We start from the raw sequence: 26,012 nt of genomic DNA on the forward strand, positions 1-26,012 counted from the left end.
CAACCTGTGACGTGCCTGTGTAAGTCAGCCCGAGGTGGGACGCCGGTCAGGATGCGGCGGAACCGGCGGCCGGAAGACGGACGGCGAACTCGGTCCTCCCCGGCCGCGAAACCAGTTCCACGGTGCCGCCGTGGGCCATGACGATGGATTCGACAATGGACAGGCCCAGGCCGGAGGAACCCTCGGAGCCGGAGCGGGCGGCGTCCGCCCGGGTGAAGCGCGAGAAGATGCTGCCCTGGAATTCGGCCGGGATGCCGGGCCCGTCGTCGGTGACGGTGACCACCACACTGCCATCGGCCGAGCGCATCACGCCGGTGGTCACGGTGGTCCCGGCCGGCGTGTGCTTCCGGGCGTTGGAGAGCAAATTCGCCAGCACCTGGTGCAGCTGGGTGGTGTCCCCGCGGACCGTGACCGGCTCGTCCGGCAACGTCAGCTGCCAGGTATGGTCCGGAGCCATGACCTTCTCGTCGCTGACGGTCTCGACCACCAGCTGGGTCAGGTCCACGTCCGTGGTTTCGGTGGCCTTGCCCTCATCCAGCCTGGCCAGCAGCAGCAGGTCCTCGACCAGCGCGGTCATGCGCTCCGACTGGCTCTGCACCCGGCCCAGCGACTTCCGGCCGTCTTCGGTCAGCTGCTCGGTCATGCGCATCAGTTCGGTGTAGCCGCGGATGGCGGTCAGCGGGGTTCGAAGTTCGTGGGAGGCGTCGGCCACAAACTGGCGCACCTTCATCTCGCTGCGCTGCCGGGCTTCCAGCGCGCTGGAGACGTTGTCCAGCATCAGGTTCAGGGCGTGGCCCACGCTGCCCACCTCGGTGGTGGGGTGCGCCGCGGACGCCGGCACGCGAACCGCCAGGGCCACCTCACCGGCGTCGAGCGGCAGCTTGGAGACCTTGGTGGCGACGTCGGAGAGCTGCTCCAGCGGCCGCATGGTCCGGCGGATCAACGCCGTGCCGGCCAGCCCGATGAGGACCAGGCCACCCAGCGAAACCAGCACCATCGTCAGGACCAGTGACGCTTCGGTGCTCTGTTTCGTGGCCAGCGGCAGGCCTGTGATCACCACATCGCCGTAAGGGGTTGCGGTAGCCATGAGGCGGTAGTCGCCATTGGACAGCTCCCGGTTGACCGGGACGCCGTTGTGGGGGAGGGCCTGCAGCGTGGCGACGTCGCGGGAGGTCAGCGCGGTGCGGGTGGCATCCGAGGAGAGGAAGCCCGCTTCCCGGCTGACCTGTCCGTTCACCACCCGGGCGTTGAGCGTGCCTACGCTTTGCCCGCGCGCGTCCAGGGGGTCGGGGCGGCCGGAAGGGTTGCCTTCCGGTGGACGCCCGCGGGAGGCCAGCATCAGCTGCGCATCCAGCTGGTTGGTGAGGACTACGTCCATCGACGCGTAGCTGACCACCCCGATGGCGCCGGAGATGGCCACCAGGAGGGCCATGGACAACAGGATCAGCCGGGTACGGAGGTGCCAGGTGGAGGGGTTGAACCAGGACCGGCCGGCGGGCCGGGGGACTCCGGAAAGAGACACGCGTTTCCTTTGGCTAGTCTGCAGGCTTGATGACATAGCCCGCGCCGCGCACGGTGTGGATCATCGGCGGGTGGCTCGCTTCGATCTTCTTGCGCAGGTAGGAGATGTACAGTTCCACGATGTTGGCCTGCCCGCCGAAATCGTAATCCCACACATGGTCCAGGATCTGGGCCTTGCTGACCACGCGCTTCGGGTTTTCCATCAGGTAGCGGAGGAGCTCGAACTGGGTGGCCGTCAACTGGATGTCGTCCCCGGCGCGGGTGACTTCCCGGGTGTCCACGTTGAGGACAAGATCGCCCACCACCAGCTCGGCGGTGTCCATCGCGGCCACCCCGGAACGCTGTACCAGCCGGTGCAGGCGGAGCAGGACCTCCTCCATGCTGAAGGGTTTGGTGACGTAGTCGTCCCCGCCGGCGGCCAGCCCCACGATGCGGTCCTGGACATCATCCTTGGCCGTCAGGAACAGCGCCGGCACCTCCGGCGCGAAGGCGCGGATCCTGCCCAGCAGCTCCACGCCGTCGAACCCCGGCAGCATCACATCGAGCACAAGCACGTCCGGGTGGAAGTCCTTGGCGAGCTTGACCGCCGTGGGTCCGTCAGCGGCGACGGCCACCGACCAGCCGGCCATTCGCAGGCCCATGCTCATCAGTTCGGACAGGCTGGGCTCGTCATCGACCACCAGGGCGCGGATGGGGGAACCATCCGGATGGGTGAGCTGGGGAAGGTTGTTGGTCATGGGGTGCGGGGATGCCATGGGACAACTCTCCGATCTGTCGGTTTGCCGATGCTTTGCCAATGCTGTGTCTCGGCTGTGAACTCCAGCCTAGCCACCTGTCCCTTGGGTGGGTGGCGCCTTCCCGCGCGGCCCGGCCAGGTCACAGCAAGGCTTGGCTTGCAGCACAGCCCCCGCACAGCTAGGCGGCAGAGCCTGTTGGGACAACAGCATCACGACCAACCGCTACGACCTCCTGGAGGAAGCCATGGATCAGCAAGACAACGCCCACCCGGGGGCAACAGGCCGCAACGGCCAGGGCCGCCCCGCCGATGACGGCCGGGAGCAGGCGGACAAGCCGGCGCCCGTTTGGGAAGGTTCGGCGGATGGCGACGGCCGCGGTGGCGGGGCCCGCGAATGGGAAACCCAGGGACATGCCGCCGCGCAGGAGCCGGCGGGCCGGGACCAGCCACACTGGGACCAGGCCCCGCAGGGGAAGCCCGCCCAGGGTTGGGGTGCCCCCGCTTCCGGTTCGGCTTCCCCGGGGTGGGGTACGAAGACGGCAGCGGGCCGGGTGCCCGGCCCCGGCACGGGGTGGGGCGCACCGCAGCAGTACGCACCCGGTACGCCGGCCCGGGCCGCCAAGGGGAACTGGACCGCGAAGAAGGGTGCGCTGGTGGGCGGCATTGCGGTGGTTGTGGCCGCCGCAGCCGGTGCCGGCGCCTATGCTGCCGGGAACGGAACGGCTGCGGCGAACGGCGCCCAGGGAATGGGTGCCGCGGGGCAGTTCGGCCCGGGCAGCCAGGGCGGCATGACAGGTCCGGATGGCCAAAGCGGCGTGGACGGCGGCGGAATGGCCGGCGGCATGGGGATGGACGGTGGGCCCGGCGGGCTGGGCATGGGATCCGCGGGGCTCAACGCGGCCGTCCATTCTGAATATGTCGTCCTCGAAGGCTCCAGCTACGTCACCATGGCTGGCCAAACCGGCACAGTGACCGGGATTTCGGGAACGTCCCTGACCGTGAAGAGCGAGGACGGGTTTTCCCGTACCTACACCGTGGGCTCCGACGTCCAGGTCACCCAGGGAGTGCGGCAGCGCGGCGGCAATTCCACCGGCAGTACGCTCAGCCTCTCAAATGTGGCCGCAGGGGCCAGGGTGCGCGTCACGGCCCTCAAGGAGTCGGACACGTACACCGCGAAGACCATCCAGCTGGCCACATCCACGACCGCCACGACCCCCAACTCCGGAACCAGCAGCAACTGACGCGGCATTAAACACCGGCGGACCGTCCTGCCTTCGTAGCCGCGCACCCGGTCGCGGGCAAAAAACCGGCCGAAGGCGGGGCGCTGGCTGGACACGGCTATGGCGATTCCACGTCAAACGGTTGAATTTCGGACGTATTCGGTAAACCTGACGTTAGTCGAATTTTATTCTGGAAAAGCTGGAAAAGCAGGGCGATGCCGGGATAACCATTCAAATTCTTCCCTGCTTCCGAAATAGTGACATGCAGCACAATTTCGCGTTTTGTCTCACAATGCGGACTATCCGGTCCATTGTTACTTGCAAGTTGGCATTGTTACGCGGCACACTTCCAATGTGAACAAGAACTCAACAGCACCTGCAGCCGCAGAATATTGGCCCAGCACATCCGCTGCTGCCGACATGCGCTGTTGTCGAATGCACGCCTGACCTTCCCACCCACCGAAGTTCTTAGGCATTCGCCCCCAAGCCCAGCGTCGGGCGCCCCTCCCCGGTCCGCGTGACGGGGAAGCCAGCATTCGAGCCGCGGAGACGGCCATTTCACATTGAGGTAAGCATTTCATGTCAGTTGCATCCGGATACGTCCACATCTCTGTCCGTAACGCCGCCAAGGCAGGCCAGCCTTCCGGCCTCCGTCCCGGTTTCGGCCCGCGACCCTCGCTTGCTCCCTCCACTTCCGGAAGCGGCTTCCCGGCCCAGGGCTTCGCCCCGCAGGGATACAACCCGAACTCCTACGGCCAGCTCCGTGCTGTGCACCCCGCCGAGTCCGCTCCCATTACCGCGCCCACTCCTGTGGTGCCCGGCGCAAACCAGGTCCGTCCGGTAGCCAATGACAACGTGGCCCGCGGGTTCGTCCTGTACATGGGCATCGACGAGGAAACCGCTGCAGCAGCCGGCACCTCCATCGCCAAGCTCGCCCAGGAAATCCGCGCCTACGCCCAGTCCCTGGTCTCCGGTGCCGAGAGCTACGCAGCCGTGGCGGTAGCCCCCGCAGGCACCCCCGGTTCCGCGCTCGACGTCGTCCGTTCCACCTTTGGCGACCCGACGGTCAACTCCCGCCAGCGCACCGAAACGCCCCGTCCCGCCCAGGCGCAGGAACCGCGTCCCTCCGGCGTGCTCATCGACCTCGCCCGCCGCGAAGTCCACCTTGACGGCGAATCCCTGAACCTGACGTTCAAGGAGTTTGAGCTGCTCAACTACCTCGTCGAAAACGGCACACGTACCGTGGGCCGCGACGAGCTCCTCGAGGGGCTGTGGCGCAACGCCGAAGAAGTGCCTAACGAGCGCACCATCGACGTCCACATCCGCCGCCTCCGCTCCAAGCTCGGCCGCCTCGCCAACACGGTCCGCACCGTCCGCGGCCAGGGCTACCGGTTCTACGAGCACCCTGAGGTTGTTGTGTGGGCCGCTCCGGAATACTCGATCTAAGTTTCTTTCGCGCGGAGGCGACCTGTCCTGTCGGGCTGGTCGCCTCCGCTTTCGCGAGGCGTCCTTGGGGCGACCGCGCTCGTTCCTCCCCACCGGCGCTAGGCTTGGGCCATGAGTTCGCACCATGTCCGACGCCTTGTGATCATGCGCCATGCCAAGGCGGATTGGCCCGGAGGCGTGGCGGACCACGAGAGGCCCCTTGAGGAACGCGGACACCGCGAAGCCCCGCTGGCCGGGCGCTGGCTGCTCAAGCACAACATCCTGCCAGACTTCATCTTGTGCTCCAGCGCCCTGCGTACCCGGCAAACGTGCACCTGGGTCTGCGCCGAACTCGGCGACAAGGCGCCCACGCCCAAACTCGAAGACGGCCTGTACGCGGCATCGGCCCTGCGGATGCTGGCGGTGGTCAACCACGTGCCGGACACTGTGACCACGCTGATGCTCATCGCGCACCTGCCGGGCGTGCAGGACCTGGCCATGCACCTGGCCTCACGGGATTCGGACCATGATGCCTACATGGACGCCGCCACCCGCTTCCCCACCAATGCGCTCACCGTCCTGGAGACAGAGAAGCCCTGGGCGGAACTGGACGGTCAGGACGCCCGGATTACCAGGTTCAAGGTTCCCCGGGCCCATTAGCGGCAACCCCGCTGCCGGCAATCTCGCGCAGCAGCGCCGCTACGTGCCTGATGCCCGGGCTGGCCGTCATGGTTCTGCGGTGGACAAGCCCCACTTGCCGGGCCTGGACCGGTTTCACTACCTGGACGGCCGCCACGTCCGGAGGCAGCGCCGGCCGGCCAAGGCGGGGTACCAGAGCGACAGCCACTCCCTGCTCCACCAAGGCGATATGCGTGGCGAAATCGGGGTCGTAGATCCTGATGTCCGGGACCCGCCCCAGGTCGGCGAAAATCCGCAGGAGGGCCTCATTGCAGATGGCCCCGTCGGGTGTGCTGATCCAGCGCTCATCCACCAGTTCCGCGGGTTCCACCGAGGATTGTTTCGCGAGCGGGTGGCTGCCGTGCACCAGGACATCCGCCACGTCCTCGCAGAGCCATTCAAGCGCCAGGTGCTCCGGGATCACCAGCGGCACCGAGTTCCAGTTGTGCACCAGGCCCAGGTCGGCTTCGCCATTGGCAACCCGGGCCACGGCCTCGCGCGGATCCTCCGCCAGGACGGAAATCTCGAGTGCGGCCTCCGACTGCCCAATCCGCGCGAGCATGGGTCCCACCAAACCCCGGCAGGCGGTGGAGAACGAAACGAGGCGGAGGCTGCCGCTGGGCTTGTCCGGATCCGCCAGCAGTGTTGACTCGAGTTCCTCGAGCTCGGCCAGGATGCGCCGGCCATAAGCGGCCAGGGCCAGCCCGCGTTCGGTCAGCAGGACCCCGCGGCCGCGGCGTTCCAGGACCGCGAACCCGCCCTCCTTCTCCAGCTTCTTCACCTGCTGGGATACGGCCGACGGGCTGAACCCCATCGCTTCCGCGGCGGCAATGACTGTACCGTGCTGCTCGATGGCCGCGAGGGCGCGCAGGGACCCGATGTCGATCATGAAGCAAAGGTACATGATTTAGTGTTGAATTAGGCGCTGGTGCTTCATTCGTGGCTCTGCCAGAGTGGGAGGGTGAACCTGCGCGATTCCCTCCTTGCCGTCGTCGTTGCCCTGCTGTGGGGCCTGAACTTCGTGGCCATTGACGTCGGGCTGCACGCGGGCGGCCAGGAGTTCCCGCCGCTGCTGTTCGTGGCCATGCGCTTCGTCCTGGTGGTCTTCCCGTGGATCTTCTTTGTCCGGAAGCCGGAGGTCTCCTGGAAGGCCATTGTCGGGGTCGGGCTCTTTATGAGCGCCGGCCAGTTCGGCCTTCTCTACCTCGCCATGGCGCTGGGCATGCCCGCGGGCCTTGCATCGCTGGTCCTGCAGGCGCAGGTGCTGCTGACCGTCCTGCTCGCTGCGGCCTTCCTGGGCGAGCGGCCCAGCCGGCGCCAGCTGGCGGGGGTGGTGCTTGGCGTGGCCGGACTCGCCCTCGTGGCCGTGGGACGCAGCGCCGTGGCACCGCTGCTCCCGCTGGTCATTGTCCTGGCCGCTGCGCTCTCCTGGGCGGCCGGAAACGTCATCGCCCGGAAAGCCAAAGCAGCGTCGGGTTTGGGGCTGGTGGTGTGGTCAGGCGCAGTGGTGCCGCTTCCGCTGGCAGCGCTTTCACTGCTGGTGGACGGGCCCGGCACCGTCTGGCAGTCGCTGGCCACCCTTCAGGCACCCACCATGCTCAGTGCCCTGTACACCGCTGTTTTCGCCTCGCTGGTGGGCTACGGAATCTGGAACCGGCTCCTTGCCAGCCACCCGTCGTCGGCCGTTGTTCCCTTTACGTTGCTGGTGCCGGTGGTGGGCATGAGCGCTGCGTGGCTGGTCCTCGCGGAGGTGCCTTCGCCGACGGAGCTGGCAGGCGGCATGCTCCTCCTGGGCGGCGTGGCGACGGCGGTGCTCACCGGTCCAGGCAGGCAGCGTCAGCGGCGGGGGACGGAGCCGCTGCCGGACCTGGGTGCCGGCCTCGGCGCGGGTGGAGCGGACGACGGCGGTCGCTTGGCCGCGGTGGACACCGCGCGGGCGGCGGACCGGGGCGCCGACGTCCGCTGAGCGGCAGATCCCTGTGCGCCGGCTTTTTGACCGCCTGTCCTGGGTGCGGGGGGTGCGGCGGCCCGGGGGCTGCGTGCCGTCGTTGCACCGGTCCGTGGTGATGGGCCGCGCTGGGAGGAAGGACGCTGTGCCGCTGGCCGTGCCGCCGGCCTGCGGACAGTTGCCGGACGCCGCCTTCCCGGCAACAATGCGCCCAGGAAGAGGACGCCGAAGGTGGCCACCAGGGCGCAGGCGGCCCCAAAGAAGTAGTTGTCGGGATCATTCGTGGGCAGCGGCGTGCCCAGGAGGGAGGACTGGCCGTCGAATGCCAGCTCCCAGGTGCTGAGGAACGCCAGGGAAAAGCCGAGGGCCAGCGCGGTGCCGGCGCCGGCGGCCAGCAGCGCCGCATGCCGCCGCCGGACCAGGACCTCGGCGACTGCTGCCAGGTACGCCAGCCCCAGGACACCCGCAAACGCAACGAACACCGGCTCGGCGAGGGTCATCGCCGTGAGCACCAGCAGCCCCGCAGCAACGATGCCGCAGATCACCGCGAACTTTCCGCTCTTCCCCGTATGGCGCATGTGCTCCATCATCCCCGAGGAGCTGGCCCCTTCAGGACGTAGCCGCGCATGATCGCCATGATTGCTGCAACGCTTTGGTCACGGGTGCGCTCGGGGTTGTAGGTCTGCCGGTCAAGGCCCACCACGAAGCATGCGCCAAAGATGGCCGTTTCCAGGCTGCCCCTGGACACCGAATCGTCCACTGGGTACGCCTCGGCCACCTTTTCCACGGCCTGGCCGATGACCTCCAGGAGCTCCCCGCGCAGCACGGAGAACGTGCCCTGCCATTCGCTGGGTATCCGCCAGTTTTCGCTGACCCAGAGGCGCGCGAAGGAGGGGTACTCTGCCATGAAGTCCATGGCCTGGCCGATCATCGCTTCCATGGCGAGCAACGGGTCGCGGCCGGTCGCTCCGGCGTCGGCGGCCTCGAGCAGCCGCGCCTTGAGGATGTCCACGCCATGCCGCAGGAGCTGTGCGATCAGCTCCGACTTGCTGCCGAAGTTGTAGTAGACGGTGCCCTTGGAGACTCCCGCCGCTGCCGCGATCTCATCCACGGTGACGCTGGCGGCCCCGCGCTCGCCGATCAGTTCCATGGAGGCGTCGAAGAGCTTCTGGCGGGTGGCGTTGGTCCTGGCGGGCCGCAGCCCCTTGCCGGCGGGTGTCAGTTCAGTGGTCATACCGCGATCTCCGGCTTCAGGGTCTTGAGCGTCCAGTACTTGTTCTTCCGCACCGCGAGGGTGGACATGGCCGCGCCCAGCAAAGTGTAGCCCAGCAGTCCCACGAAGGTAGGGGCAATCATGGACAGGTCCCCGCCGTAGATCAAGTGCCGCATTCCGGTCACCACATATCCCATCGGCAGGACCTGGTGCACCACATGCAGGGGCTCCGGCGTGGTCTGCCACGGGAACGTGCCGCCGGAAGACACCAGCTGGAGGACCAGGAGGATGAGGACCACCAGCTTGCCGGGGGAGCCCAGCAGCGCCACGATGCCCTGGATGAGCGCGCTGAATGCCATGGCAGCGGCCAGCATCAACAGCCACATCAGGACCGGATGGGAGGGGTTGAGCCCCAGCGCGGCGTCCGCCACCAAGGTCAACAGCGATGCCTGCACCACCGAAACCACGAAGAAGGGCAGCCAGCCGCCCAGGGCGATCTTCCACGACGGCGCATTGGATGCCAGTGCACGCTGCGTTATGGGGCGCATGGCCTGGACCAGCATGAAGATCCCGATCCACATGGCCAGCGTGAGGAAGAACGGCGCCAGCCCGGCACCGTAGGACCCGGCCTTGGCCTGGGAGACGTTGCTGACCGCCACAGGATCTGCCATTACCTGGGACAGGTTGCTCTTCTGTGCGTCGTCAGGGTTGGGGACCTGCCCGGCGCCCTTGCCGATCTCGTCCGACAGGGTACGGGAGCCGGTGGCGGCCTGGCCCGCGCCGTCCGCAAGCTGGGCGGCACCGGCGTCGACCTTCCGTGCGCCGTCGGCAAGGCTGGCGGCTCCGTCGACGGCGGACTGCTCACCGGCTGCCAGCGCCGCGGCACCCGTATGCAGCTGGTCAGCCCCCGCCGAGGCCTGCGAGATGGCGTCCCTGAGTGCCGGCATCCCGGCCGCCAGCCGGGCGGCGCCGACGCTGACCGCTTCGGAGCCGTTGGCCAACTGCTGGACCTGGGCCGCATCCGCCTGGATCTTGCCCTTGGCGGCTGCCACCGGGCTGGACGTGCCGGCGGCATCGAAGTCCGCCAGGACTTTGTCCGCCTGGTCCTGGGTCAGGACGCCGGACGCGACCAGCCTGCTGTTGGATTCGACCACACGGCTGCGCAGGCCCTGGTCCGCCGCCTCCAGTTGGGCTGCCATGTCCTGGACCTTGGCGTTGAGCTGGGCGTTTCCCGCGGCCACCTGGGCGGCGCCGGAAGCCAGGGTCTGGGTATCGGTGGGCAGGGTGGCTGTCTTGTCCTTGAGGACCGCCAGGCCGCTGCTGAGCTGCCCGGCGCCGTCTGTCAGCTGGTTGGCGCCGTCGCGCAGCTTCAGCTGGCCCGCGTACAGCTGGTCCGCGCCGCTGCTCAGGGCTGAGGTCCCCTCGTGGAGGGTGACCGCACCGTCCCTGAGCGTGGCCACGCCGTCGGCCAGCTGGGAGGCGCCGTCCGCCGCCTGGACCATCTTGGAGTGGATGGTGCCAAATCCTGTGAGCAGCTGGTTGGCGGTTTCCTCGCCCACTTCCTTGGCCACCGTGGTGTGCACGGCCGTGGTCAGCTTGTCCACGATGGTGCTCAGGAGGTAGTTGTTCGCATCGTTCGTAGTCACGTTCAGCATGGCCTGGCTCGCGGAATCAAAGCTGCCCGGCGAGACCAGGTTGGCGGAGAAATCCTTGGGGATCTTCAGCGCGAACGCGTACTGGCCGCTGCTGACGCCGGCATCCGCTTCCGCCGAGCTTTCCACCGGCACCCAGTGGAACACGTTGCCCTCCACCAGGCTGTCCGCCACCTTTGTCCCGGCCTCGAGGCGCGTGCCGTCGGCATTGGTGGCACCGGAGTCCTCCACCACCAGGGCGGCATCCAGGTTGTTCAGGTGGCCGTAGGGGTCCCAGTTCGCGTACAGGTAGACGGCGCCGTAGAGCAGCGGGACCATGGTCAGCGCCAGGATGGTCAGCTTGGGCAGCAGCCCACCGGTCATGCGCTTGAGTTCGGAGCGGGCCAGCCGCAGGACAGTCACTTGGCAACCTCGGTTTCGAGTTCGGTTTCCTGGTCTTCGGGGGCGGTCTCCGCCCCGGCGGAGTGCTTGCCGGCGGTGGTCCCAGGTTCGGGTTCGGGCGCCGCGTTGCCGATCGCGGCCACCGGTCCGTCCCACGAGGCGGGGACGGCGCTGACCGCCGCTACGACGGCGAGGGGCCGCCCGGCGTCGTACGCCAGCTCCCGGAGGCGTGGCAGCCACGTGAGGTCGTCGGCGCTGTGCCGGTCCGGTGAGTCAACCACCAGCAGGTCCGTGCGGGGATTGGCCAGGGCCAGCGCGGTGAGCAGTTCAAGCCGCCGCTCCGGATCCAGCTGCTCCGTCCACAGGCCGGCGATATCTTCGAAGCGGTTGACCTTCAGCCACGGGCCGCTGAGCAGAGCACCCCGGTACCGGCGGGGCACCAGGGCGAGGTCCTCGGTCACCAGGTCCCGGACGCTGAGGTGTTCCTCGGGTTCGTTGACGCCGGGGGAGTCCACCAGGGCAGCGGACAGGCGCAGCTGCCTGGTCCGGGAACTGCCGTCCCAGCTGAGCTGCCCTTCCGTTGCTTTCATCCGGCCGCTGAGCAGGAGGGACAACGCCGTGCGCTGGTCCTGCCTGTCCCCGGTGACGAGCAGCAGTTCGCCGCGCGCCACCGTCACCGAAGTGGGGGGAAGCAGCGGATCCCGGCGCCCTTTGGCCTGGAGCTGATGTGCAGAGAGCAACGATCACCTTTCGCAGAAGAAGTCTGCATCAAGGCTAACCGAACTGACTGGTCAGTTCAAATAAAGCCTAGAGGCCGTACTTCTCCAGGAGGCGGAGCCATACCTCGCTGATGGTGGGGTAGGAAGGGACTGCATGCCAGAGCCGGTCCAGCGGCACCTCGCCCACCACGGCGATCGTTGCCGCGTGCAGCAGCTCGGCTACGTCGGGGCCGGCGAAGGTTGCGCCAAGGAGGACCTTGCGGTCCTCGTCGACCACCAGCTGCGCCCACCCTTCGTAGTTCTCCGAGTGCAGTGAGGAGCCGGCAACCTCGATGGGCAGCTCCACGGACGAGGCGTTGTATCCGTCCTTCCTGGCCGCCTTCAGCGTGCGTCCCACGCTGGCCAGCTCGGGGTCCGTGAAGACGACGCTGGGCACCGCATGCTGGTTGGCCGTCTGGGCGTAGCGGGTCCAGTCGCCGGGTGTTCCGTCCAGCGCGCCTCTTGCCCGCGCGGCGATGGCATCGCCGGTGGCGCGGGCCTCGTACTTGCCCTGGTGGGTGAAGAGGTTCTTGCCGGCGGCGTCGCCCACGGCGTAGAGCCACTGTTCGTCCCCGGGCGTTTCCCGGACCAGGCCCGAGGCGTCGGCGGACAGGGACAGGTGGCCTGATTCATCGGGCTCGAAACCAATGCTTTCCAGGCCCAGGCCCTCCAGTGCCGGATGGCGGCCGGTGGAGACCAGGACCTTCTCCGAAGTGACAGTGGTTCCGTCCCCAAGGCTTACGGTGAGGGTGCCGTCGTCGTTGGCGCTGATCCGGTCCGTGGCGGTATGCAGCCGGAGTTCGACGCCGTCCGCCCTCAATCCCGCGGCGACCAGCGCCGAGGCTTCTTCCGGAAAGGTGCCGAGCAGTCCGCTGCGTGCCACCAGGGTGACGCTTGAACCAAGGCGGGCGAAGGCCTGGGCCAGTTCGGCGCCGGCCACTCCGCCGCCCAATACCGTCAGCCGCTCCGGGACCTCGCCGGCGGAGGTCGCTTCACGCGTTCCCCAGACCTGGACATCCTGCAGCCCTTCGATGGGCGGTGTGTTGGGGGTGGACCCCGTGGCAAGCACCACGGCATGCCGCGCACGCAGCAAGTGCTGCGAGCCGTCCAGGCCGGCCACCTCGACGGCCTTGGGGCCGGTCAGCCAGGCATGGCCACGCACCAGTTCAATGCCGGTGTCCTTGACCCACGAAACCTGGCTGTCATCCTGCCAGTTGGAGGTGAAGTAGTTGCGCCGCTCCAGGACGGCGGCGGCGTCCAGGGTGCGGGTGACCGCTTCCTTTGCCCCTGGCGTGGTCTGCGCCCCGTGGAGCGCCGTACCAGGGCGAAGGAGTGCCTTCGATGGCATGCACGCCCAGTAAGAGCATTCCCCGCCCACCAGTTCCGCCTCGACGAGCACGGCCGTCAGGCCGCCCTGGACCACGCGGTCGGCCACGTTTTCCCCTACGGCGCCAGCGCCGATAACAACAACATCAAATTCGCGCCCAGCGGCCTCGGGATTCATGAGCAAAGCCTAGCCGGGGGAAGGTGTCCTGGCAGCACTAAAAAGGTCCGCACCGGCGAACCGGTGCGGACCTTGTTGGTGCGCCCAAAGGGATTCGAACCCCTGACCTTCTGTTCCGTAGACAGACGCTCTATCCAGCTGAGCTATGGGCGCATTCCGTGTCCCGGGAGGAGAACCGCTCTCCCCGAACCTCGAATTACTTTACGCGAGGCGCCGCCCGATGCCAAATCGAAGCGGCTGTAATCTAGGCGACTAGACCGGTCTAGGTGACCTTTGTCACTTAATTGGCGTTTTCGCGGCAATAATTCCTTGATTTCCCGCGGAATTCAGTTTCGGTGACTGGAGATGTCAGTCAAGCTCCCAAAAAACTCCACTGGTCCGGACCATAGCATTTAGGACACACCGATGAACCCGAGGAAGGGAACTGCAATGGGCGATCTGGCGCAGAAGCCGCTGCTTGAGAAAGCACCCACCACACATGCCGGCCTGCTGGCGTGGGTCGAAGAGGTTGCTGAGCTTACGCAGCCGGACCGCATCTACTGGGTTGACGGCTCCGAAGAGGAAAACACCCGCCTCACGGACGAACTCGTTGCTGCCGGCACCCTGACCAGGCTCAACCCGGACCTGTTCCCGAATTCCTTCGCCGCGTTCTCCGATCCCGCCGACGTTGCCCGCGTCGAGGAGCAGACGTTCATCTGCTCCGAAAACGAGCGCGACGCCGGCTTCACCAACAACTGGATGGATCCGCGGGAGATGAAGGACAAGCTGCGTGGCCTGTTCGCCGGCTCCATGCGTGGCCGCACCATGTACGTCATCCCGTTCGTCATGGGCCACCTCGACGCCGAGGACCCCAAGTTCGGCGTCGAAATCACCGACAGCGCCTACGTTGTTGCCTCCATGCGCATCATGGCCAATATCGGTACCGCGGTGCTGGACAAGATCACCGAGACCAACGCCTTCTTCGTCCCGGCACTGCACTCCCTGGGCGCACCGCTCGAGAGCGGCCAGGACGATGTCGCGTGGCCCTGCAACCCGGACAAATGGATCGTGCACTTCCCCGAGGAGCGCTCCATCTGGTCCTTCGGCTCCGGCTACGGCGGGAACGCCCTGCTGGGAAAGAAGTGCTACGCCCTGCGCATCGCCTCCGTGATGGCACGCGACGAGGGCTGGCTGGCCGAGCACATGCTCATCCTCAAGCTGACCTCGCCGGAAAAGAAGAACTACTACGTTTCCGCCGCCTTCCCCTCCGCCTGCGGCAAGACCAACCTCGCACTGCTCGATCCCACCATCGAAGGCTGGGAAGTGGAGACCCTGGGCGATGACATCACCTGGATGCGGATCGGCAAGGAAGGCGAACTCCGCGCCACCAACCCGGAAGCGGGCCTCTTCGGCGTTGCGCCCGGTACCGGCTGGGGCACCAACCCCAACGCCATGCGCGCCATCGCCAAGGGCCACAGCATCTTCACCAACGTCGCCCTGACCGACGACGGCGGTGTGTGGTGGGAAGGGATGACCGACGAGGTTCCGGCCCACCTGACCGACTGGGAGGGCAACTCGTGGACTCCTGATTCGGACAAGCCGGCAGCCCACCCGAACTCCCGCTTCTGCACGCCGATCTCGCAGATCGACATGCTGGCCGAGGAATACTACAGCCCCGATGGCGTTGAACTCTCGGCCATCCTGTTCGGCGGCCGCCGCAAGACGACCGTTCCGCTGGTCACCCAGGCCCGCAGCTGGACCAACGGCATCTTCATGGGCTCGACGCTGTCCTCCGAGACCACTGCCGCGGCCGCCGGCCAGGTAGGCGTGCTCCGCCGCGATCCCATGGCCATGCTGCCGTTCATCGGCTACGACGCAGGCGACTACCTGAAGCACTGGATCAGCGTCTCCGGCAAGGCAAACCCGGAACGCCTGCCCCACATCTTCCTGGTGAACTGGTTCCGCCGCACGGCTGACGGCGGCTTCGCCTGGCCTGGCTTCGGGGACAACGCCCGCGTCCTCAAGTGGGCCATCGAGCGCATCGAGGGCAAGGCCGACGCCGTGGAGACCCCCATCGGATACGTTCCGGCCGGGCACTCGCTGGACCTCACCGGCCTGGACCTGACCCACGCCCACGTGGAGGACGCTGTCCGCGTGGACCGCGAGGAATGGGACGCGGAGCTGGCCTCCATCGAGGAGTGGTACGCCAAGTTCGGGGATTCACTCCCGGATGCCCTGCGTGCCGAGCTCGATTCGCTCAAGGAACGGATGGCCAAGCACTAGCAGCCGCCCCACCCTCCCTCACGACGACGGCCCCGCACCTTTTCGAAAAGGTGCGGGGCCGTCGTCGTCCTCCAACCGGGGCCTCCGCCGCCGAGGGTTCCCTGGCTGAGCGGAGCGAAGTCAGGGAGGCGGTGGGGACTCAGCTGGCGAGCCAGATGTCCGGGCCGAAGACCTCGTAGTGGATCCGGGTGGCGGGGATGCCAGCGTTGATGGCCTCGTTGCGGATGTTCTTCATGAACGGCAGCGGGCCGCAGAGGTACAGCGACGCGTCGGCGGGGAGGTCCACCTCGCGCAGGGACATGAAGCCTTCCCTGGCGCCGCTGACCGGCTTCTCCAGCCAGAGCTGCAGTTCGGCACCGTCCAGGCGTTCGACGTCGTCCGTCATCTGGCTGCGCAGGGCCCAGCTGTCCAGGGTGCTTTCGGCATGCAGCACCAGGACCTGGCGGTCGGAGCCGGACTCGGCGAGGGAACGCAGGATGGAGGCGGTGGGCGTGCAGCCGATGCCTGCGGACGCGAGGACCACGGGGCCGTCGCCCTCCTTGAGGGTGATCTCGCCGTAAGGATTGGAAATTTCGACGACGTCGCCCACCTGCACCGTGTGGTGCAGCACGGGGGAGACCTCGCCGCCGTCGTCCAGCTTGGTGGTAAAGGTACGGCTGGTGCCGGCGTCGCCGGAGAGGGAGTACTGGCGCACCTGGCGCAGGCCGTCCGCAACGGCCACCTTGACGCTGACGTACTGGCCGGGAAGGGCAGGGGTGACGGGCGTGTCGTCCGCGGGCTCAAGGGTGAAGGTCATGGACCCGGTTCCCGCCGGCGCCTTGGCCGCAACCCGCCAGGGCGTCCACATTTTGTCGTTGGCCTGCGCGGCGTAGAGGCCCTTTTCGAGCTTGATCAGGGCGTCCGCCATGAGCCAGTACACCTCGGTCCAGGCTTCGGCGATCTCGGGAGTGATCACCTCGGCCAGGTCTTCGGCGATTGCGGCGAACAGGTGCTCGTAGACCACCTGGTACTGCGGTTCGGTGATGCCCAGGGAAGCGTGCCGGTGGGCGATGCGGGAAAGGACCGTTTCCGGCAGCGTGCCGGGGTTGTTCACCAGGTGGGTGGCGAAGGCCGCGATGCTGCCGGCGAGGGCCTGCTGCTGGTTGCCGGAGCGCTGGTTGGAGCGGCTGAACAAGCCATCCATCAGTTCGGGGTGCGCCGCGAAGAGGCGGGCGTAGAAGTTGGGGGTGATGGATCCGATCCGGGAGCCGACCAGCGGCAGGGTGGCCTCAATGACGGGGCGGGACTTGTCCGAGAGCATCTGTACTCCTGAGGTTATGGCCGGGGCCTTCGTCCGGCCGGATGAAAACTCGTATCTGAAATGCGAGTATTTCTGCCTCATTTCTACACCTTGTAGAAGTTCGGAATCAAACTGGGAGCGGGCACCCGGTTAGGGGCCCTCAGAGGCCGGGACGGAGGCCAATCATCTGGAAAACCGGAGCCATCTGCCGGGCCTGGGGGAGCTCCCCGATTACCACCGAATCAAGCTCGGCGTAGAAGGCCTCGCGGGCGCGGGCCAGGGCGCCGCGGAGCCTGCATTCATTGATGAGGGGGCAGTTCCCGCCCGGGGACACGCAGTCCGCGGGATCCGTGCGGGTATCAAGCTGCCGCAGGATTTGGCCTACCGTGGCGATGCGTCCCGCATGGCTGAGCCGCGAACCGCCGGACCGGCCGCGCACCACCTCGATCAGGCCCATGGTCCGCAGCCTGGCCATGGCCTTGCTTACGTGGTTGTACGGTGTCCCCACCGAGTCCGCGATGCCCTGGGTGGTGAGCAGCGTGCCGTCCGGAACGGCTGCGAGCACCATGAGTGCCCGCAGGCTCACGTCAGCGAAGGCGTTGATTTTCATGGCGACAACTCTGGTCTAGTCCACCCAGATTACGGGCTCGCTGGCGTCGGCGCCGAGCTCGCCGTATTCCCAGGACTGGGTGGTGGCGTTGGCCGAGTAGGGAAGCACGGCGGCGAAGAGCGAACCATCCTGGTGTTCAGCCGCCACGTGGATGGCATCCGAATCCTCCTCCACCAGCAGGATGTCGCAGACCACTGCGGCGGCGCGGAAGTCGCCGCGGTTCTGGCGGAGGAGGGCCTGCAGGTCGTGGATCATGGCGTCGGCGTCAAACTCCCCGTCACTGCCCTCTCCGCCATCCGCCGGGGAGACGGCAACCAGCCGCACCTCGCCGTCGTTCTGCACGGTCAGGGCGAAGGGCAGGAAACCGCCGGCGCGCTGGAGCTGCTCCTGGGCCGCGCTGACGCCCGTGCCCAGGAGGTTCTCCAGGTCTGTTGCCGTCGCTTCGGGGACGGAATCACGCCAGCTCTCCTGCCCGCTGTGCCCGTCCGCCGCCGGCCCTTTGTGGTGGGTCATCCGGTGCTAGGCCCGCACCAGGGCCAGGACCCGGTCGCGGACGCGTTCCATGGTGGCGCGGTCCGTGGCCTCGGCGTTGAGCCGCAGGAACGGTTCAGTGTTGGACGGGCGAAGGTTGAACCAGTAGCTGCCGTCATTGGCCGTGAACGTGCTGCCGTCCAGGTTGTCGATGGTGAGGTCCTCGTCCGCGAACGCCTGGCGCACGCGCTCCACGGCCGCCGGCTTGTCCTCCACCTCCGAGTTGATTTCGCCGGAGCTGACATAAGGCTCGTATTCGCGGGCCAGGTCGGAGAGCGGGCCGTCCTGTTCACCCAGGGCCGCCAGGACGTGCATGGCAGCCAGCATGCCGGTGTCAGCGTTCCAGAAGTCGCGGAAATAGAAGTGCGCGGAGTGCTCGCCGCCGAATACTGCGCCTTCCGTGGCCATGACTGCCTTGATGAAGGAGTGGCCCACGCGCGTACGGACGGCGCGGCCGCCGTCGTGCTCCACCAGTTCGGCGACGGCGCGGGAGGTCAGGAGGTTGTGGATGATGGCGGGCTTTTCCTCGCCCTGGGCCTTGGCCCGGGCGATCTCGCGGCGCGCCACCATGCCGGTGATGGCTGACGGCGACACGGGCTCGCCCTTTTCGTCAATGACGAAGCACCGGTCGGCATCGCCGTCGAAGGCCAGGCCGATGTCCGCGCCGTGTTCGATCACTGCGGCCTGCAGATCGCGGAGGTTTTCCGGCTCCAGCGGGTTGGCCGGGTGGTTGGGGAAGGAACCGTCCAGTTCGAAGTACAGCGGAACGATGTCGAAGGGCAGCTTCGGCAACAGCGCGTCACCCAGGACGGCCGGGGTGGTCAGGCCGGCCATGCCGTTGCCGGCGTCCACCACCACCTTCAGCGGACGGGACGAGGAGAGGTCAACCAGCTTGCGGAGGTACTCGGAGTAGTCCTTGAGCACGTCGCGGACGCTGATCAGGCCGCGGGAGCCGGCCGCGGGAATGGAACCGGAGTTCAGGTACTGCTCCGAGAGGGCCTGGATGTCCTTGAGGCCGGTTTCGGAGGAGATGGGAACGGCGCCTGCCTTGGCCATCTTGATGCCGTTGTATTCGGCGGGGTTGTGGCTGGCGGTGAAGGTGGCTCCGGCGCGGTTGAGGAAGCCGCAGGCGAAGTACAGCTCATCGGTGGAGATCAGGTCCAGGAGTTCCACGTTGGCACCCCGGGTTGCCGCCCCGTTGGCGAAGGCCTTGGTGAACTCGGGGGACGAAGGACGCATGTCCCCGCCCACCACGATGGTCTGGCCTTCGAGCTGCAGGACATCCACGAACGCGGCCCCCACGGCTTCGACGATGTCGGCGGTGATCGACTCGCCGACGATCCCACGGACGTCGTAGGCCTTGAAGGATGCCGAGAGATCAAATGTCGTTGTCTGTTCGCTAGTCACGGGCTTTATCTTACGTGTGCGGCGCATGTGGCCAACGGGTTTGGGGAGAACCTGCGTCACAGCAGTGGCTTTGCAGCGCGTGCCTGGCAGGTTTCCACATAGCGGCGCCATCGCTGTGCGGGGTGTCGGAGGGTGCTGGGATACTGAACCAATGGCCAATAACCAGTACGCGTCCACAGTTTCCGCTACCGCAGTTGCAGATACGGCAGGCCCGGACGGCCCGGGGACCGCCACGCACGCCGAGGCGCTGGAGGTCCTTCGCGGCCTGGTGGGGAACCCGGGCGCCGTTTTCCACGAAGGCCAGTTTGAAGCCATTGAGGCATTGGTCGACGGCGGGCGGCGGGCCCTGGTGGTCCAGCGCACCGGCTGGGGCAAGTCCGCGGTGTACTTCGTGGCATCCCTGCTGCTGCGCCGCCGGGGGGCCGGGCCCACGCTGATTGTCTCGCCCCTGCTGGCCCTGATGCGGGACCAGGTGGCTGCCGCCGCCCGGGCAGGGGTTCGGGCCGTGGCCATCAACTCGGCCAACCAGCTGGAGTGGGACACCGTCCGTGAGCAGCTGGCCGCGGACGAGGTGGACGTCCTGCTGGTGTCCCCGGAGCGGCTCACCAACCCGGCGTTCCGGGAGACCCAGCTGCCCGAACTCCTCCGCCGGACAGGGCTGCTGGTCATCGACGAAGCCCACTGCATTTCCGACTGGGGCCACGACTTCCGCCCCGACTACCGCCGGATCGCGGACCTCATCACCCGGCTGCCGGACACGGTGCCGGTCCTGGCCACCACGGCCACGGCCAACTCACGGGTGGTGCATGACATCGAAGAACAGCTCGGCGCGGGCGTGCTGACCATCCGCGGCTCCCTGGGCAGGGACTCGCTGCGGCTGGGTGTCCTGTCGCTGCCCAATTCCAAGGAGCGGCTGGGATGGCTGCTGACCCATCTGGCCGACCTTCCCGGCAGCGGCATCATCTACACCCTGACCGTTTCCGCGGCGGAGGACACTGCCCGGCTCCTGTCCGAGGCGGGACACAACGTGCTGGCCTATACCGGGCGGACCGATCCGGCGGACCGGGAGCGGGCAGAGCAGCTCCTGAAGGGCAACCAGGTCAAGGCGCTGGTGGCCACCTCTGCGCTCGGAATGGGCTTCGACAAGCCCGATCTTGGCTTCGTTGTCCACCTCGGTGCGCCGTCGTCGCCGGTGGCGTACTACCAGCAGGTGGGCCGCGCCGGCCGTGGCGCCGCGAACGCCGATGTCCTGCTGCTGCCCGGGTCCGAGGACCGGGAAATCTGGCAGTACTTCGCCACCGCGTCCATGCCGTCGGAAGAGAAGGCAGCGGCCGTGCTGACTGCGCTGGCCGAGGCCGGCGCCGCGCTGTCAACGGTTGCCCTGGAGGCCAGGGTGGACCTTCGCCGCACTCCGCTTGAGCTGCTGCTGAAGGTCCTGTCCGTGGACGGAGCGGTGGAGCGGGTCGGCGGCGGCTGGCGTTCCACCGGCAAGCCCTGGGTTTACGACGCCGAGCGCTACAGCCGCATTGCGGAAGCCCGGGTGGACGAGCAGGACTCCATGGTCATCTACCAGGACACGGCTGGTTGCCGGATGGAGTACATCACTTCGGTCCTGGATGACGAGACAGCCCGGCCGTGCGGCCGGTGCGACAACTGCGCCGGCCAGTGGTTCCCGGCGGACGTGGCAGCCGACGCCACGGCTGCAGCCAGCCAGACCCTCAGCAGGGCGGGCGGCGTCCTGGAGCCGCGTCTTCAATGGCCAAGCGGCATGGACCGTCTTGGGGTGCCCGTGAAGGGGAAACTCAAGCCGGGCGAGGGCCTCTCGGACGGGCGCGTCCTGGCCCGCCTGACGGACCTCGGCTGGGGCGGGGCCCTGCGGGAGCTGTTCGCTGCCGGCGCGGAGGACCGGCCGGTGGATCCCGGACTGCTCCAGGCCTGCGTGCAGGTACTGCGCGAGTGGGGAACCGGGGACGCCCGGAACCCGGGATGGAGCGGGGCGGGCAGGCCGGCCGCCATCGTGAACGTCCCATCCCGCGGCAAGCCCCAGCTCGTGGGCTCGCTGGCACGGGGCATCTCCGAGATCGGGCGCATTCCCTACCTCGGGGAGCTGCAGCTGGCGCACGGCGGTCCCACCGGCGGGCGCGGTGGCAACAGCGCCTACCGGCTGGCGGGCGTTTGGGACCGGTTGGTGGTGGGCTCCGAGCTCGAAGCCGCCCTGCAGTCCGTCCAGGGGCAGCCGGTGATGCTCATCGACGACCTTACCGACAGCCGGTGGACCCTCACCGTCGCGGGGCGCGCCCTTCGGTTGGCCGGGGCGGGAGCGGTGCTGCCGCTGGTGCTGGCGCAGGCCGGCTGACTGCGGCCCCGGCATGCCGGGGGAGCAGGATGCTGTCCACGGTGCTTGCCAGCATCAGGACGGCCATCGCCAGGAATGCGCCGCGGAAAGGGCCCGCCGGGTCCTGGGCCGCGGAGGTGAGGCCCTCGAAAGTCCGGATCAGCAGGGCCGCGATGGCGATGCCGGAGCCTGTGCCGAGCTGCACCAGCGTGGCGGACACGGTGTTGGCGGAGGTTAGCTGGGCCGGAGGAATGTCCGCGTACTGGACCGAGGCGTAGGCCGAAAAGCCGATGGAGCGGAAGGCGCCGCTGCATACCAGCAGTACGGCCATCAAAGCCGCCGGGGTTTCCGGTGTCAGGAAGGCACAGAGGGCGAACGTTACGGCTGATGCCAGGGAGGCGAACACCAGCACCGCCTTGAAGCCGAACTTACGGATCAAAGGTGTGGTGGCCGGTTTGATCCCGATGTTGCCAATGAACACGGCTGCCACCAAGGCGCCGGCGTGCAGCGGCGACCAGCCGAAGCCTGCCTGGAACATCAGCGGCAGCAGGAACGGGACGGAGCTGATGGTGACCCGGTAGACAAAGCCGCCCGTCGCCATGGCACGGAACGTCCGGGTGCGGAAGACCTGCAGGTTGAACAGCGGGTGGGGAGCCCTGCGCATCCACAGGACGGCCCCGGTCAGTGCAGCGGCTCCGGCAGCGGCACTGATTCCGGCCCAGGGAAGTCCCGGGTGGCTGCTGGCAAGTTCCAGCCCGGTCACCAGGGCACCGACGCCAACCGTTGTCAGGAGCATTCCCGGCCAGTCGAGCCGCCGGCCGGGATCGCCGGGCACCGTCGGAACCAGCCGAAGCGATGCCGCAAAGGCGGCCACGCCAAGCGGCAGGTTCACCAGGAAGATCCAGTGCCACGACAGGTACGTGGTGAGCGCGCCGCCCACCAGGGGCGCGAGGACCGGTGCCAGGAGCCCGGGCCATACCAGGAACGCGGTGGCGCGCAGCAGGTCCGACTTCGGTGTTCCACGCAGCACCACCAGCGTTCCCACCGGGACCATCATGGCGCCGCCGGTACCCTGGGCAATGCGGCTCATGGTCAGTGTGGCCAGGTCCTGGCTGAGCGCACAGGCCAACGATGAGAGGGTGAACAGCGCGATGGCTGTACAGAAGATCCGCCTGGCCCCAAAGCGTTCGGCGAGCCAGCCACTGAGGGGAATGCCGATGGCCACCGTCAGCAGGTAGGCGGTCATGGTGATGTTGACGTTGGCGGCGGGGACGGCAAAGTCAGCCGAAATGCTGGGAATGGCAGTGGTGAGGACCGTGCCGTCCAGGAATTCCATGAAGAACGCTGCCGCTACCAGGAGGGCGAGGCGCGGATTCCATCCCGTCCGGGCATCGTCGTGGTGGTCTGGGTTGCTGGGTGCCGCCATGGGCCAATCCTGCCACTGCGGCACCGGCGGCGCCCGCGGTGTCCGTTGGCCGGACAGCGCGTTCCACAAGCCGCCGGAAACGCAAAAGGCCCCGGTCCAGGGGACCGGGGCCAAACGCGGAGACGGGGGGATTTGAACCCCCGGTCGAGTTTAACCCCGACCCTTCATTAGCAGTGAAGTCCATTCGGCCGCTCTGGCACGTCTCCAGTTGCTATTACTAGCCCACCAAGGATACGCAGATCCGGCCATGCAGTGCAAAACGGTGCCCGCCACAGGCTCCGCCCCGGGTCAACAGGGTTCAAGTGCTCCGCGGCCGGCCCTGCGCCGGGCGGACCATCCGGATCTCCCGGAGGTCCTCCCACGCAGGCAGGACGTCCTCTGCGCCGTCCGGTGCAAAGCCGAAGCGGCGGTAGAAACCGATGGCCCGCCTGTTGGCGGCTGCCACCCAAAGGCTCGCTGCCCTCGAGCCGATGGCAGCGTCCAGCAAAAGGCCGCCCAAGCCAAGGCCCTGGTGCGAGGCCAGCAGGTACAGCCCCCACAGCTCCAGGTCTCCGGAGGCGGGCGGCGGGTGCCCTTCCGGGGAGCCGGGGGCAGGCAGCCGGCGGGAACCGGCAAATCCCACCACCGTCCCGCCGTCGCACGCCACCCACGCTTCGGCAGGATCCGCGCGGTCCAGCAAATGCTGCCAGAGCCGCAGCCTGTCCGCCGGGTCCACGGCGGCGAGGAAGGCATCGGACAGCATGCCCCGGTAGGTCTCCTGCCAGCAGCGGACGTGCACCTGGGCCAGCCGCTCTATGTCCGCGGCAACAGCCCGCCGAACGGCCAGGCGGGATGCCATGGCCGTCAGCCCGCCAGCGCTTTCCACAGGAAGTGCTGGCTTCGCGCCTGCAGGGCAGCGGCCTGCCGGTTGTCGGAGGCGCCGGCGTGGCCACCCTCCAGGGCCTCGTGGAACCACACGTTCGGGATGCCCATGGCCAGCATCCGGGCGGCCATCTTCCGTGCCTGCACCGGGCCCACCCGGTCGTCCGAGGTCGCGGTCCAGATGAACGTCTCCGGGTACTCCACCGCGTCCTTGAGCAGGTGGTAGGGGGAGAAGGTCCTGATGTATTCCCACTGTTCGGGGTCGTCGGGGTCGCCGTACTCGGCAATCCACGAGTGCCCGGCGGAGAGCTTGGTGTAGCGGCGCATGTCCAGCAGGGGCACACCGCAGGAAACGGCCCGGAACAGTTCCGGATACCGGGTGAGCATGTTCCCCACCAGGAGTCCACCATTGGACCCGCCCACGCAGCCCAGCCGCCGCGGCGAAGTGACACCGCGGGAGATCAGGTCCCGCGCCACTGCTGCGAAGTCCTCGTAGGCGCGGTGGCGGTTTTCTTTCAACGCGGCACGGTGCCAGGCCGGCCCGTACTCGCCGCCGCCGCGGATGTTCGCCACCACATACACCCCGCCGCGCGAGTGCGGCGCCTTCCCGTCGCTGCCCTCCGAAACCGTGGTCCGCCGCTCCAGCCACGCCCGGCCAACGGCGCCGCTGTAGGCAGGCGTCCGTGACACCTCGAACCCGCCGTAGCCGGACAGCTGGGTGGGGTTCTGCCCGTCCAACGCCAGCCCGCGCGGCGCCACCTGGAAGTACGGGACCCGGGTGCCGTCGTCGGACACGGCGAAGTGCTGCTCCACCTCATAGTCATCGTCGGCAAAGAACGACGGCGAGGTCTTGACCACCGCGTGCCGGCTCACCACGCCGGACGTCCCGGCGCTCCCGGGTTCCAGGTTGCCGGGTTCCAGGGTGCCGCGCATCAGGGTGGTGGGAGTGGTGAAGCCGGTGGCGATGAGCCAGAAGTCATCACCGGCCCCGCCGTCGGCCGGTGCCTCGTCCTCGTCGTCCACCGCGTAGGCGTTCACGTCATGCAGCGGCGGGCAGGCGTCGAGGAGGGTTGCCGCCCAGCCGCCGTCCGTGTTGCCGGAAGGCCGGGACGGGTCGAGCACCCGGATTTCGGAGGAGACGTCCTTGAGCAGGTTGAGCAGGAGGAAGTTCCGGGTCCAGCTCCAGGACTGCAGGGAAGTGTGGGCATCGGGGGTGAACAGGACGGTGAGGTCCCGGCTGCCGGCGAGGTAGTCCTCGAAATTGGCGGCAAGCAGCGCGCCGGAAGGGTAAGTGGTGCCGTCCAGGGCCCAGTCCTGCTGCGGGCGGAAGAGCAGCCAGTCCCGGTGTGCGCTGACGTTGACGTCGGTGGGCACGTCGATCTGCACCCAGCTTCCGTCCCGCAGCACGAAGTTGGTGCGGTTGAAGAAGTCGATGTAGTCCACCGCGAAGGTCCGCTCAAAGCCGGGCGTGGAGTCATGGGCCGCCATGGCCATCATGTGGTCTTCGGGCACCTCGAAGAGGCGCGGAGCCGCAGCCAGGGCCTCTCCGCGCTTAAGCGTCACTGCCGTCCGGGCGTAGGAGGAGGCCGTCTTGGGCAGCCCGTCCGCGGTGGAGGCAACCAGGAGGGCGTCGGCGTCGAGCCAGGAGACGTTGCCTTTCGCCGTGGGGAGGTCAAACCCGCCACGGGCGGGGTCCACGAAGCCGCGCGCCTCGACGTCGAACTCGCGGTACCGGTTGGCGTCGCCGCCGTCGGGGGAGAGGGCAAGCAGCGCCAGCCGGTAGGGCTCCCCGGCCGCGGGGCGCAGGAACGTGGCACCGTGGAACACCCACTCGTCGCCTTCGGCGCGGGACAGCTCGTCAACATCCAGCAGGACATCCCATTCCGGGGAGTCGGTGCAGTAGCTCTCCCAGGTGGTCCGCCGCCACAGGCCTTTGGGGTTCTGCTGGTCGCGCCAGAAGTTGTAGTACCAGTCTCCGCGCTTGCCCACCATGGCGATCCGGTCCGTGGAGTCAAGGACCTCCAGGATGCCGGCCTCCAGTTCGTCGTAGCCGCTGCCCTCCAGCAGGTCCTCGGTGCGGGAGTTTTGCTCCTTGACCCAGGCCAGCTGCTCCTCGCCGTAGATGTCCTCCAGCCACACATTTTCGTCGACGGGTTCCGGCGCGGTTTGGCGGGAGTTGGTGCCGGTGGTGTCCCCGGGGCCGGGAACGGACGCTTGATCAGCTGCTGTGGTGGTCATGCGCCCCATCCAAACAACATCCCCCAT

At 67.8% G+C, this 26,012-nt stretch carries 20 protein-coding genes and 2 tRNA genes; 6 read left to right on the forward strand and 16 right to left on the reverse strand.

Translation table 11 applies throughout. The annotated features are described in order from the left end of the window. Positions 1-46 precede the first annotated feature (46 nt). Both J2T23_RS16615 and J2T23_RS16620 read right to left on the reverse strand, forming a co-directional pair. Entirely contained in the window at positions 47-1,558 is a 1,512-nt protein-coding gene (locus tag J2T23_RS16615; RefSeq protein ID WP_370871452.1) for a sensor histidine kinase, read from the reverse strand. Continuing rightward, on the reverse strand, positions 1,536-2,276 hold the full coding sequence (locus tag J2T23_RS16620) for a response regulator transcription factor (RefSeq protein WP_141158133.1): 741 nt from the start codon (positions 2,274-2,276) through the stop codon (positions 1,536-1,538). Before J2T23_RS16620 ends, J2T23_RS16615 begins: the two co-directional genes overlap by 23 nt. A gap of 226 nt (positions 2,277-2,502) precedes the next feature. Between J2T23_RS16620 and J2T23_RS16625 the strand changes: the two genes are divergently transcribed. From J2T23_RS16625 to J2T23_RS16635, 3 genes are all read left to right on the forward strand, one after another. Next, positions 2,503-3,498, forward strand: coding sequence for a hypothetical protein (locus J2T23_RS16625; RefSeq protein ID WP_307361788.1), 996 nt, complete (start codon positions 2,503-2,505; stop codon positions 3,496-3,498). 558 nt (positions 3,499-4,056) lie between these two features. Then, positions 4,057-4,923 (forward strand): winged helix-turn-helix domain-containing protein, encoded by an 867-nt coding sequence (locus tag J2T23_RS16630; protein WP_141158132.1) that lies wholly within the window; start codon positions 4,057-4,059, stop codon positions 4,921-4,923. A 111-nt stretch (positions 4,924-5,034) separates the two neighbouring features. Continuing rightward, positions 5,035-5,562 (forward strand): SixA phosphatase family protein, encoded by a 528-nt coding sequence (locus tag J2T23_RS16635; RefSeq protein WP_141158131.1) that lies wholly within the window; start codon positions 5,035-5,037, stop codon positions 5,560-5,562. Here the strand turns inward: J2T23_RS16635 and J2T23_RS16640 are convergent. After that, complete coding sequence (locus tag J2T23_RS16640) at positions 5,540-6,469, reverse strand: LysR family transcriptional regulator (protein WP_307361791.1); 930 nt, start codon at positions 6,467-6,469, stop codon at positions 5,540-5,542. The genes J2T23_RS16635 and J2T23_RS16640 overlap by 23 nt on opposite strands. A gap of 72 nt (positions 6,470-6,541) precedes the next feature. On the opposite strand from J2T23_RS16640, the gene J2T23_RS16645 reads away from it, so the two are divergent. Then, positions 6,542-7,546, forward strand: coding sequence for an EamA family transporter (locus tag J2T23_RS16645; RefSeq protein WP_307361795.1), 1,005 nt, complete (start codon positions 6,542-6,544; stop codon positions 7,544-7,546). 568 nt (positions 7,547-8,114) lie between these two features. On the opposite strand, the gene J2T23_RS16650 is transcribed toward J2T23_RS16645, so the two are convergent. From J2T23_RS16650 to J2T23_RS16670, 5 genes are all read right to left on the reverse strand, one after another. Then, complete coding sequence (locus J2T23_RS16650) at positions 8,115-8,762, reverse strand: TetR/AcrR family transcriptional regulator (RefSeq protein WP_141180758.1); 648 nt, start codon at positions 8,760-8,762, stop codon at positions 8,115-8,117. After that, the gene (locus tag J2T23_RS16655) at positions 8,759-10,795 is read right to left on the reverse strand and encodes a YhgE/Pip domain-containing protein (protein WP_141180759.1); all 2,037 of its coding nucleotides are present in this window, start codon (positions 10,793-10,795) and stop codon (positions 8,759-8,761) included. Before J2T23_RS16655 ends, J2T23_RS16650 begins: the two co-directional genes overlap by 4 nt. Next, complete coding sequence (locus J2T23_RS16660) at positions 10,792-11,514, reverse strand: ABC transporter ATP-binding protein (RefSeq protein WP_141158126.1); 723 nt, start codon at positions 11,512-11,514, stop codon at positions 10,792-10,794. Before J2T23_RS16660 ends, J2T23_RS16655 begins: the two co-directional genes overlap by 4 nt. 67 nt (positions 11,515-11,581) lie before the next feature. Continuing rightward, entirely contained in the window at positions 11,582-13,036 is a 1,455-nt protein-coding gene (locus J2T23_RS16665; RefSeq protein WP_307361798.1) for a dihydrolipoyl dehydrogenase family protein, read from the reverse strand. A gap of 76 nt (positions 13,037-13,112) precedes the next feature. Beyond that, positions 13,113-13,189: transfer RNA gene (locus tag J2T23_RS16670), tRNA-Arg, on the reverse strand. A gap of 276 nt (positions 13,190-13,465) precedes the next feature. Here J2T23_RS16670 and J2T23_RS16675 point away from each other — a divergent pair. Beyond that, positions 13,466-15,298: a phosphoenolpyruvate carboxykinase (GTP) gene (locus J2T23_RS16675; RefSeq protein ID WP_141158124.1), complete on the forward strand. Its 1,833-nt coding sequence runs from the start codon at positions 13,466-13,468 to the stop codon at positions 15,296-15,298. A gap of 139 nt (positions 15,299-15,437) precedes the next feature. Here the strand turns inward: J2T23_RS16675 and J2T23_RS16680 are convergent, their stop codons facing one another. From J2T23_RS16680 to J2T23_RS16695, 4 genes are all read right to left on the reverse strand, one after another. After that, the gene (locus J2T23_RS16680; RefSeq protein WP_307361801.1) at positions 15,438-16,598 is read right to left on the reverse strand and encodes a globin domain-containing protein; all 1,161 of its coding nucleotides are present in this window, start codon (positions 16,596-16,598) and stop codon (positions 15,438-15,440) included. Between the two features lie 139 nt (positions 16,599-16,737). Next, positions 16,738-17,187 (reverse strand): RrF2 family transcriptional regulator, encoded by a 450-nt coding sequence (locus J2T23_RS16685; RefSeq protein ID WP_141158122.1) that lies wholly within the window; start codon positions 17,185-17,187, stop codon positions 16,738-16,740. A 15-nt stretch (positions 17,188-17,202) separates the two neighbouring features. Next, a complete protein-coding gene (locus J2T23_RS16690; RefSeq protein ID WP_307361803.1) occupies positions 17,203-17,700 on the reverse strand; it encodes a hypothetical protein in 498 nt (165 codons plus the stop codon). Between the two features lie 6 nt (positions 17,701-17,706). After that, positions 17,707-19,125, reverse strand: coding sequence for a phosphomannomutase/phosphoglucomutase (locus J2T23_RS16695; RefSeq protein ID WP_307361805.1), 1,419 nt, complete (start codon positions 19,123-19,125; stop codon positions 17,707-17,709). 151 nt (positions 19,126-19,276) lie between these two features. Here J2T23_RS16695 and J2T23_RS16700 point away from each other — a divergent pair, with 151 nt between their 5' ends. Then, the gene (locus J2T23_RS16700) at positions 19,277-21,481 is read left to right on the forward strand and encodes a RecQ family ATP-dependent DNA helicase (protein ID WP_307361807.1); all 2,205 of its coding nucleotides are present in this window, start codon (positions 19,277-19,279) and stop codon (positions 21,479-21,481) included. Here J2T23_RS16700 and J2T23_RS16705 read toward each other — a convergent pair. From J2T23_RS16705 to J2T23_RS16720, 4 genes are all read right to left on the reverse strand, one after another. Further along, on the reverse strand, positions 21,405-22,886 hold the full coding sequence (locus J2T23_RS16705; protein WP_141158118.1) for an MFS transporter: 1,482 nt from the start codon (positions 22,884-22,886) through the stop codon (positions 21,405-21,407). The genes J2T23_RS16700 and J2T23_RS16705 overlap by 77 nt on opposite strands. Before the next feature lie 117 nt (positions 22,887-23,003). Continuing rightward, positions 23,004-23,092 (reverse strand) — tRNA-Ser (locus tag J2T23_RS16710). Between the two features lie 92 nt (positions 23,093-23,184). Continuing rightward, positions 23,185-23,724: a GNAT family N-acetyltransferase gene (locus tag J2T23_RS16715; protein ID WP_307361809.1), complete on the reverse strand. Its 540-nt coding sequence runs from the start codon at positions 23,722-23,724 to the stop codon at positions 23,185-23,187. Between the two features lie 5 nt (positions 23,725-23,729). Continuing rightward, positions 23,730-25,985, reverse strand: a complete 2,256-nt coding sequence (locus tag J2T23_RS16720) for a prolyl oligopeptidase family serine peptidase (protein WP_307361811.1) — start codon at positions 25,983-25,985, stop codon at positions 23,730-23,732. Between the last annotated feature and the right edge of the window lie 27 nt (positions 25,986-26,012).

It is taken from the genome of Pseudarthrobacter niigatensis (assembly GCF_030812615.1).
GTDB classification, from domain to species: Bacteria; Actinomycetota; Actinomycetes; order Actinomycetales; family Micrococcaceae; genus Arthrobacter; species Arthrobacter niigatensis.

Bases quoted from the DNA above. Each gene is read 5' to 3' on its own strand.
- J2T23_RS16615 (WP_370871452.1), bottom strand. From the start codon at position 1,558: ATGTCATCAAGCCTGCAGACTAGCCAAAGGAAACGCGTGTCTCTTTCC.
- J2T23_RS16620 (WP_141158133.1), bottom strand. From the start codon at position 2,276: ATGGCATCCCCGCACCCCATGACCAACAACCTTCCCCAGCTCACCCAT.
- J2T23_RS16625 (WP_307361788.1), top strand. From the start codon at position 2,503: ATGGATCAGCAAGACAACGCCCACCCGGGGGCAACAGGCCGCAACGGC.
- J2T23_RS16630 (WP_141158132.1), top strand. From the start codon at position 4,057: ATGTCAGTTGCATCCGGATACGTCCACATCTCTGTCCGTAACGCCGCC.
- J2T23_RS16635 (WP_141158131.1), top strand. From the start codon at position 5,035: ATGAGTTCGCACCATGTCCGACGCCTTGTGATCATGCGCCATGCCAAG.
- J2T23_RS16640 (WP_307361791.1), bottom strand. From the start codon at position 6,469: ATGATCGACATCGGGTCCCTGCGCGCCCTCGCGGCCATCGAGCAGCAC.
- J2T23_RS16650 (WP_141180758.1), bottom strand. From the start codon at position 8,762: ATGACCACTGAACTGACACCCGCCGGCAAGGGGCTGCGGCCCGCCAGG.
- J2T23_RS16665 (WP_307361798.1), bottom strand. From the start codon at position 13,036: ATGAATCCCGAGGCCGCTGGGCGCGAATTTGATGTTGTTGTTATCGGC.
- J2T23_RS16675 (WP_141158124.1), top strand. From the start codon at position 13,466: ATGGGCGATCTGGCGCAGAAGCCGCTGCTTGAGAAAGCACCCACCACA.
- J2T23_RS16680 (WP_307361801.1), bottom strand. From the start codon at position 16,598: ATGCTCTCGGACAAGTCCCGCCCCGTCATTGAGGCCACCCTGCCGCTG.
- J2T23_RS16685 (WP_141158122.1), bottom strand. From the start codon at position 17,187: ATGAAAATCAACGCCTTCGCTGACGTGAGCCTGCGGGCACTCATGGTG.
- J2T23_RS16690 (WP_307361803.1), bottom strand. From the start codon at position 17,700: ATGACCCACCACAAAGGGCCGGCGGCGGACGGGCACAGCGGGCAGGAG.
- J2T23_RS16700 (WP_307361807.1), top strand. From the start codon at position 19,277: ATGGCCAATAACCAGTACGCGTCCACAGTTTCCGCTACCGCAGTTGCA.
- J2T23_RS16705 (WP_141158118.1), bottom strand. From the start codon at position 22,886: ATGGCGGCACCCAGCAACCCAGACCACCACGACGATGCCCGGACGGGA.
- J2T23_RS16715 (WP_307361809.1), bottom strand. From the start codon at position 23,724: ATGGCATCCCGCCTGGCCGTTCGGCGGGCTGTTGCCGCGGACATAGAG.
- J2T23_RS16720 (WP_307361811.1), bottom strand. From the start codon at position 25,985: ATGACCACCACAGCAGCTGATCAAGCGTCCGTTCCCGGCCCCGGGGAC.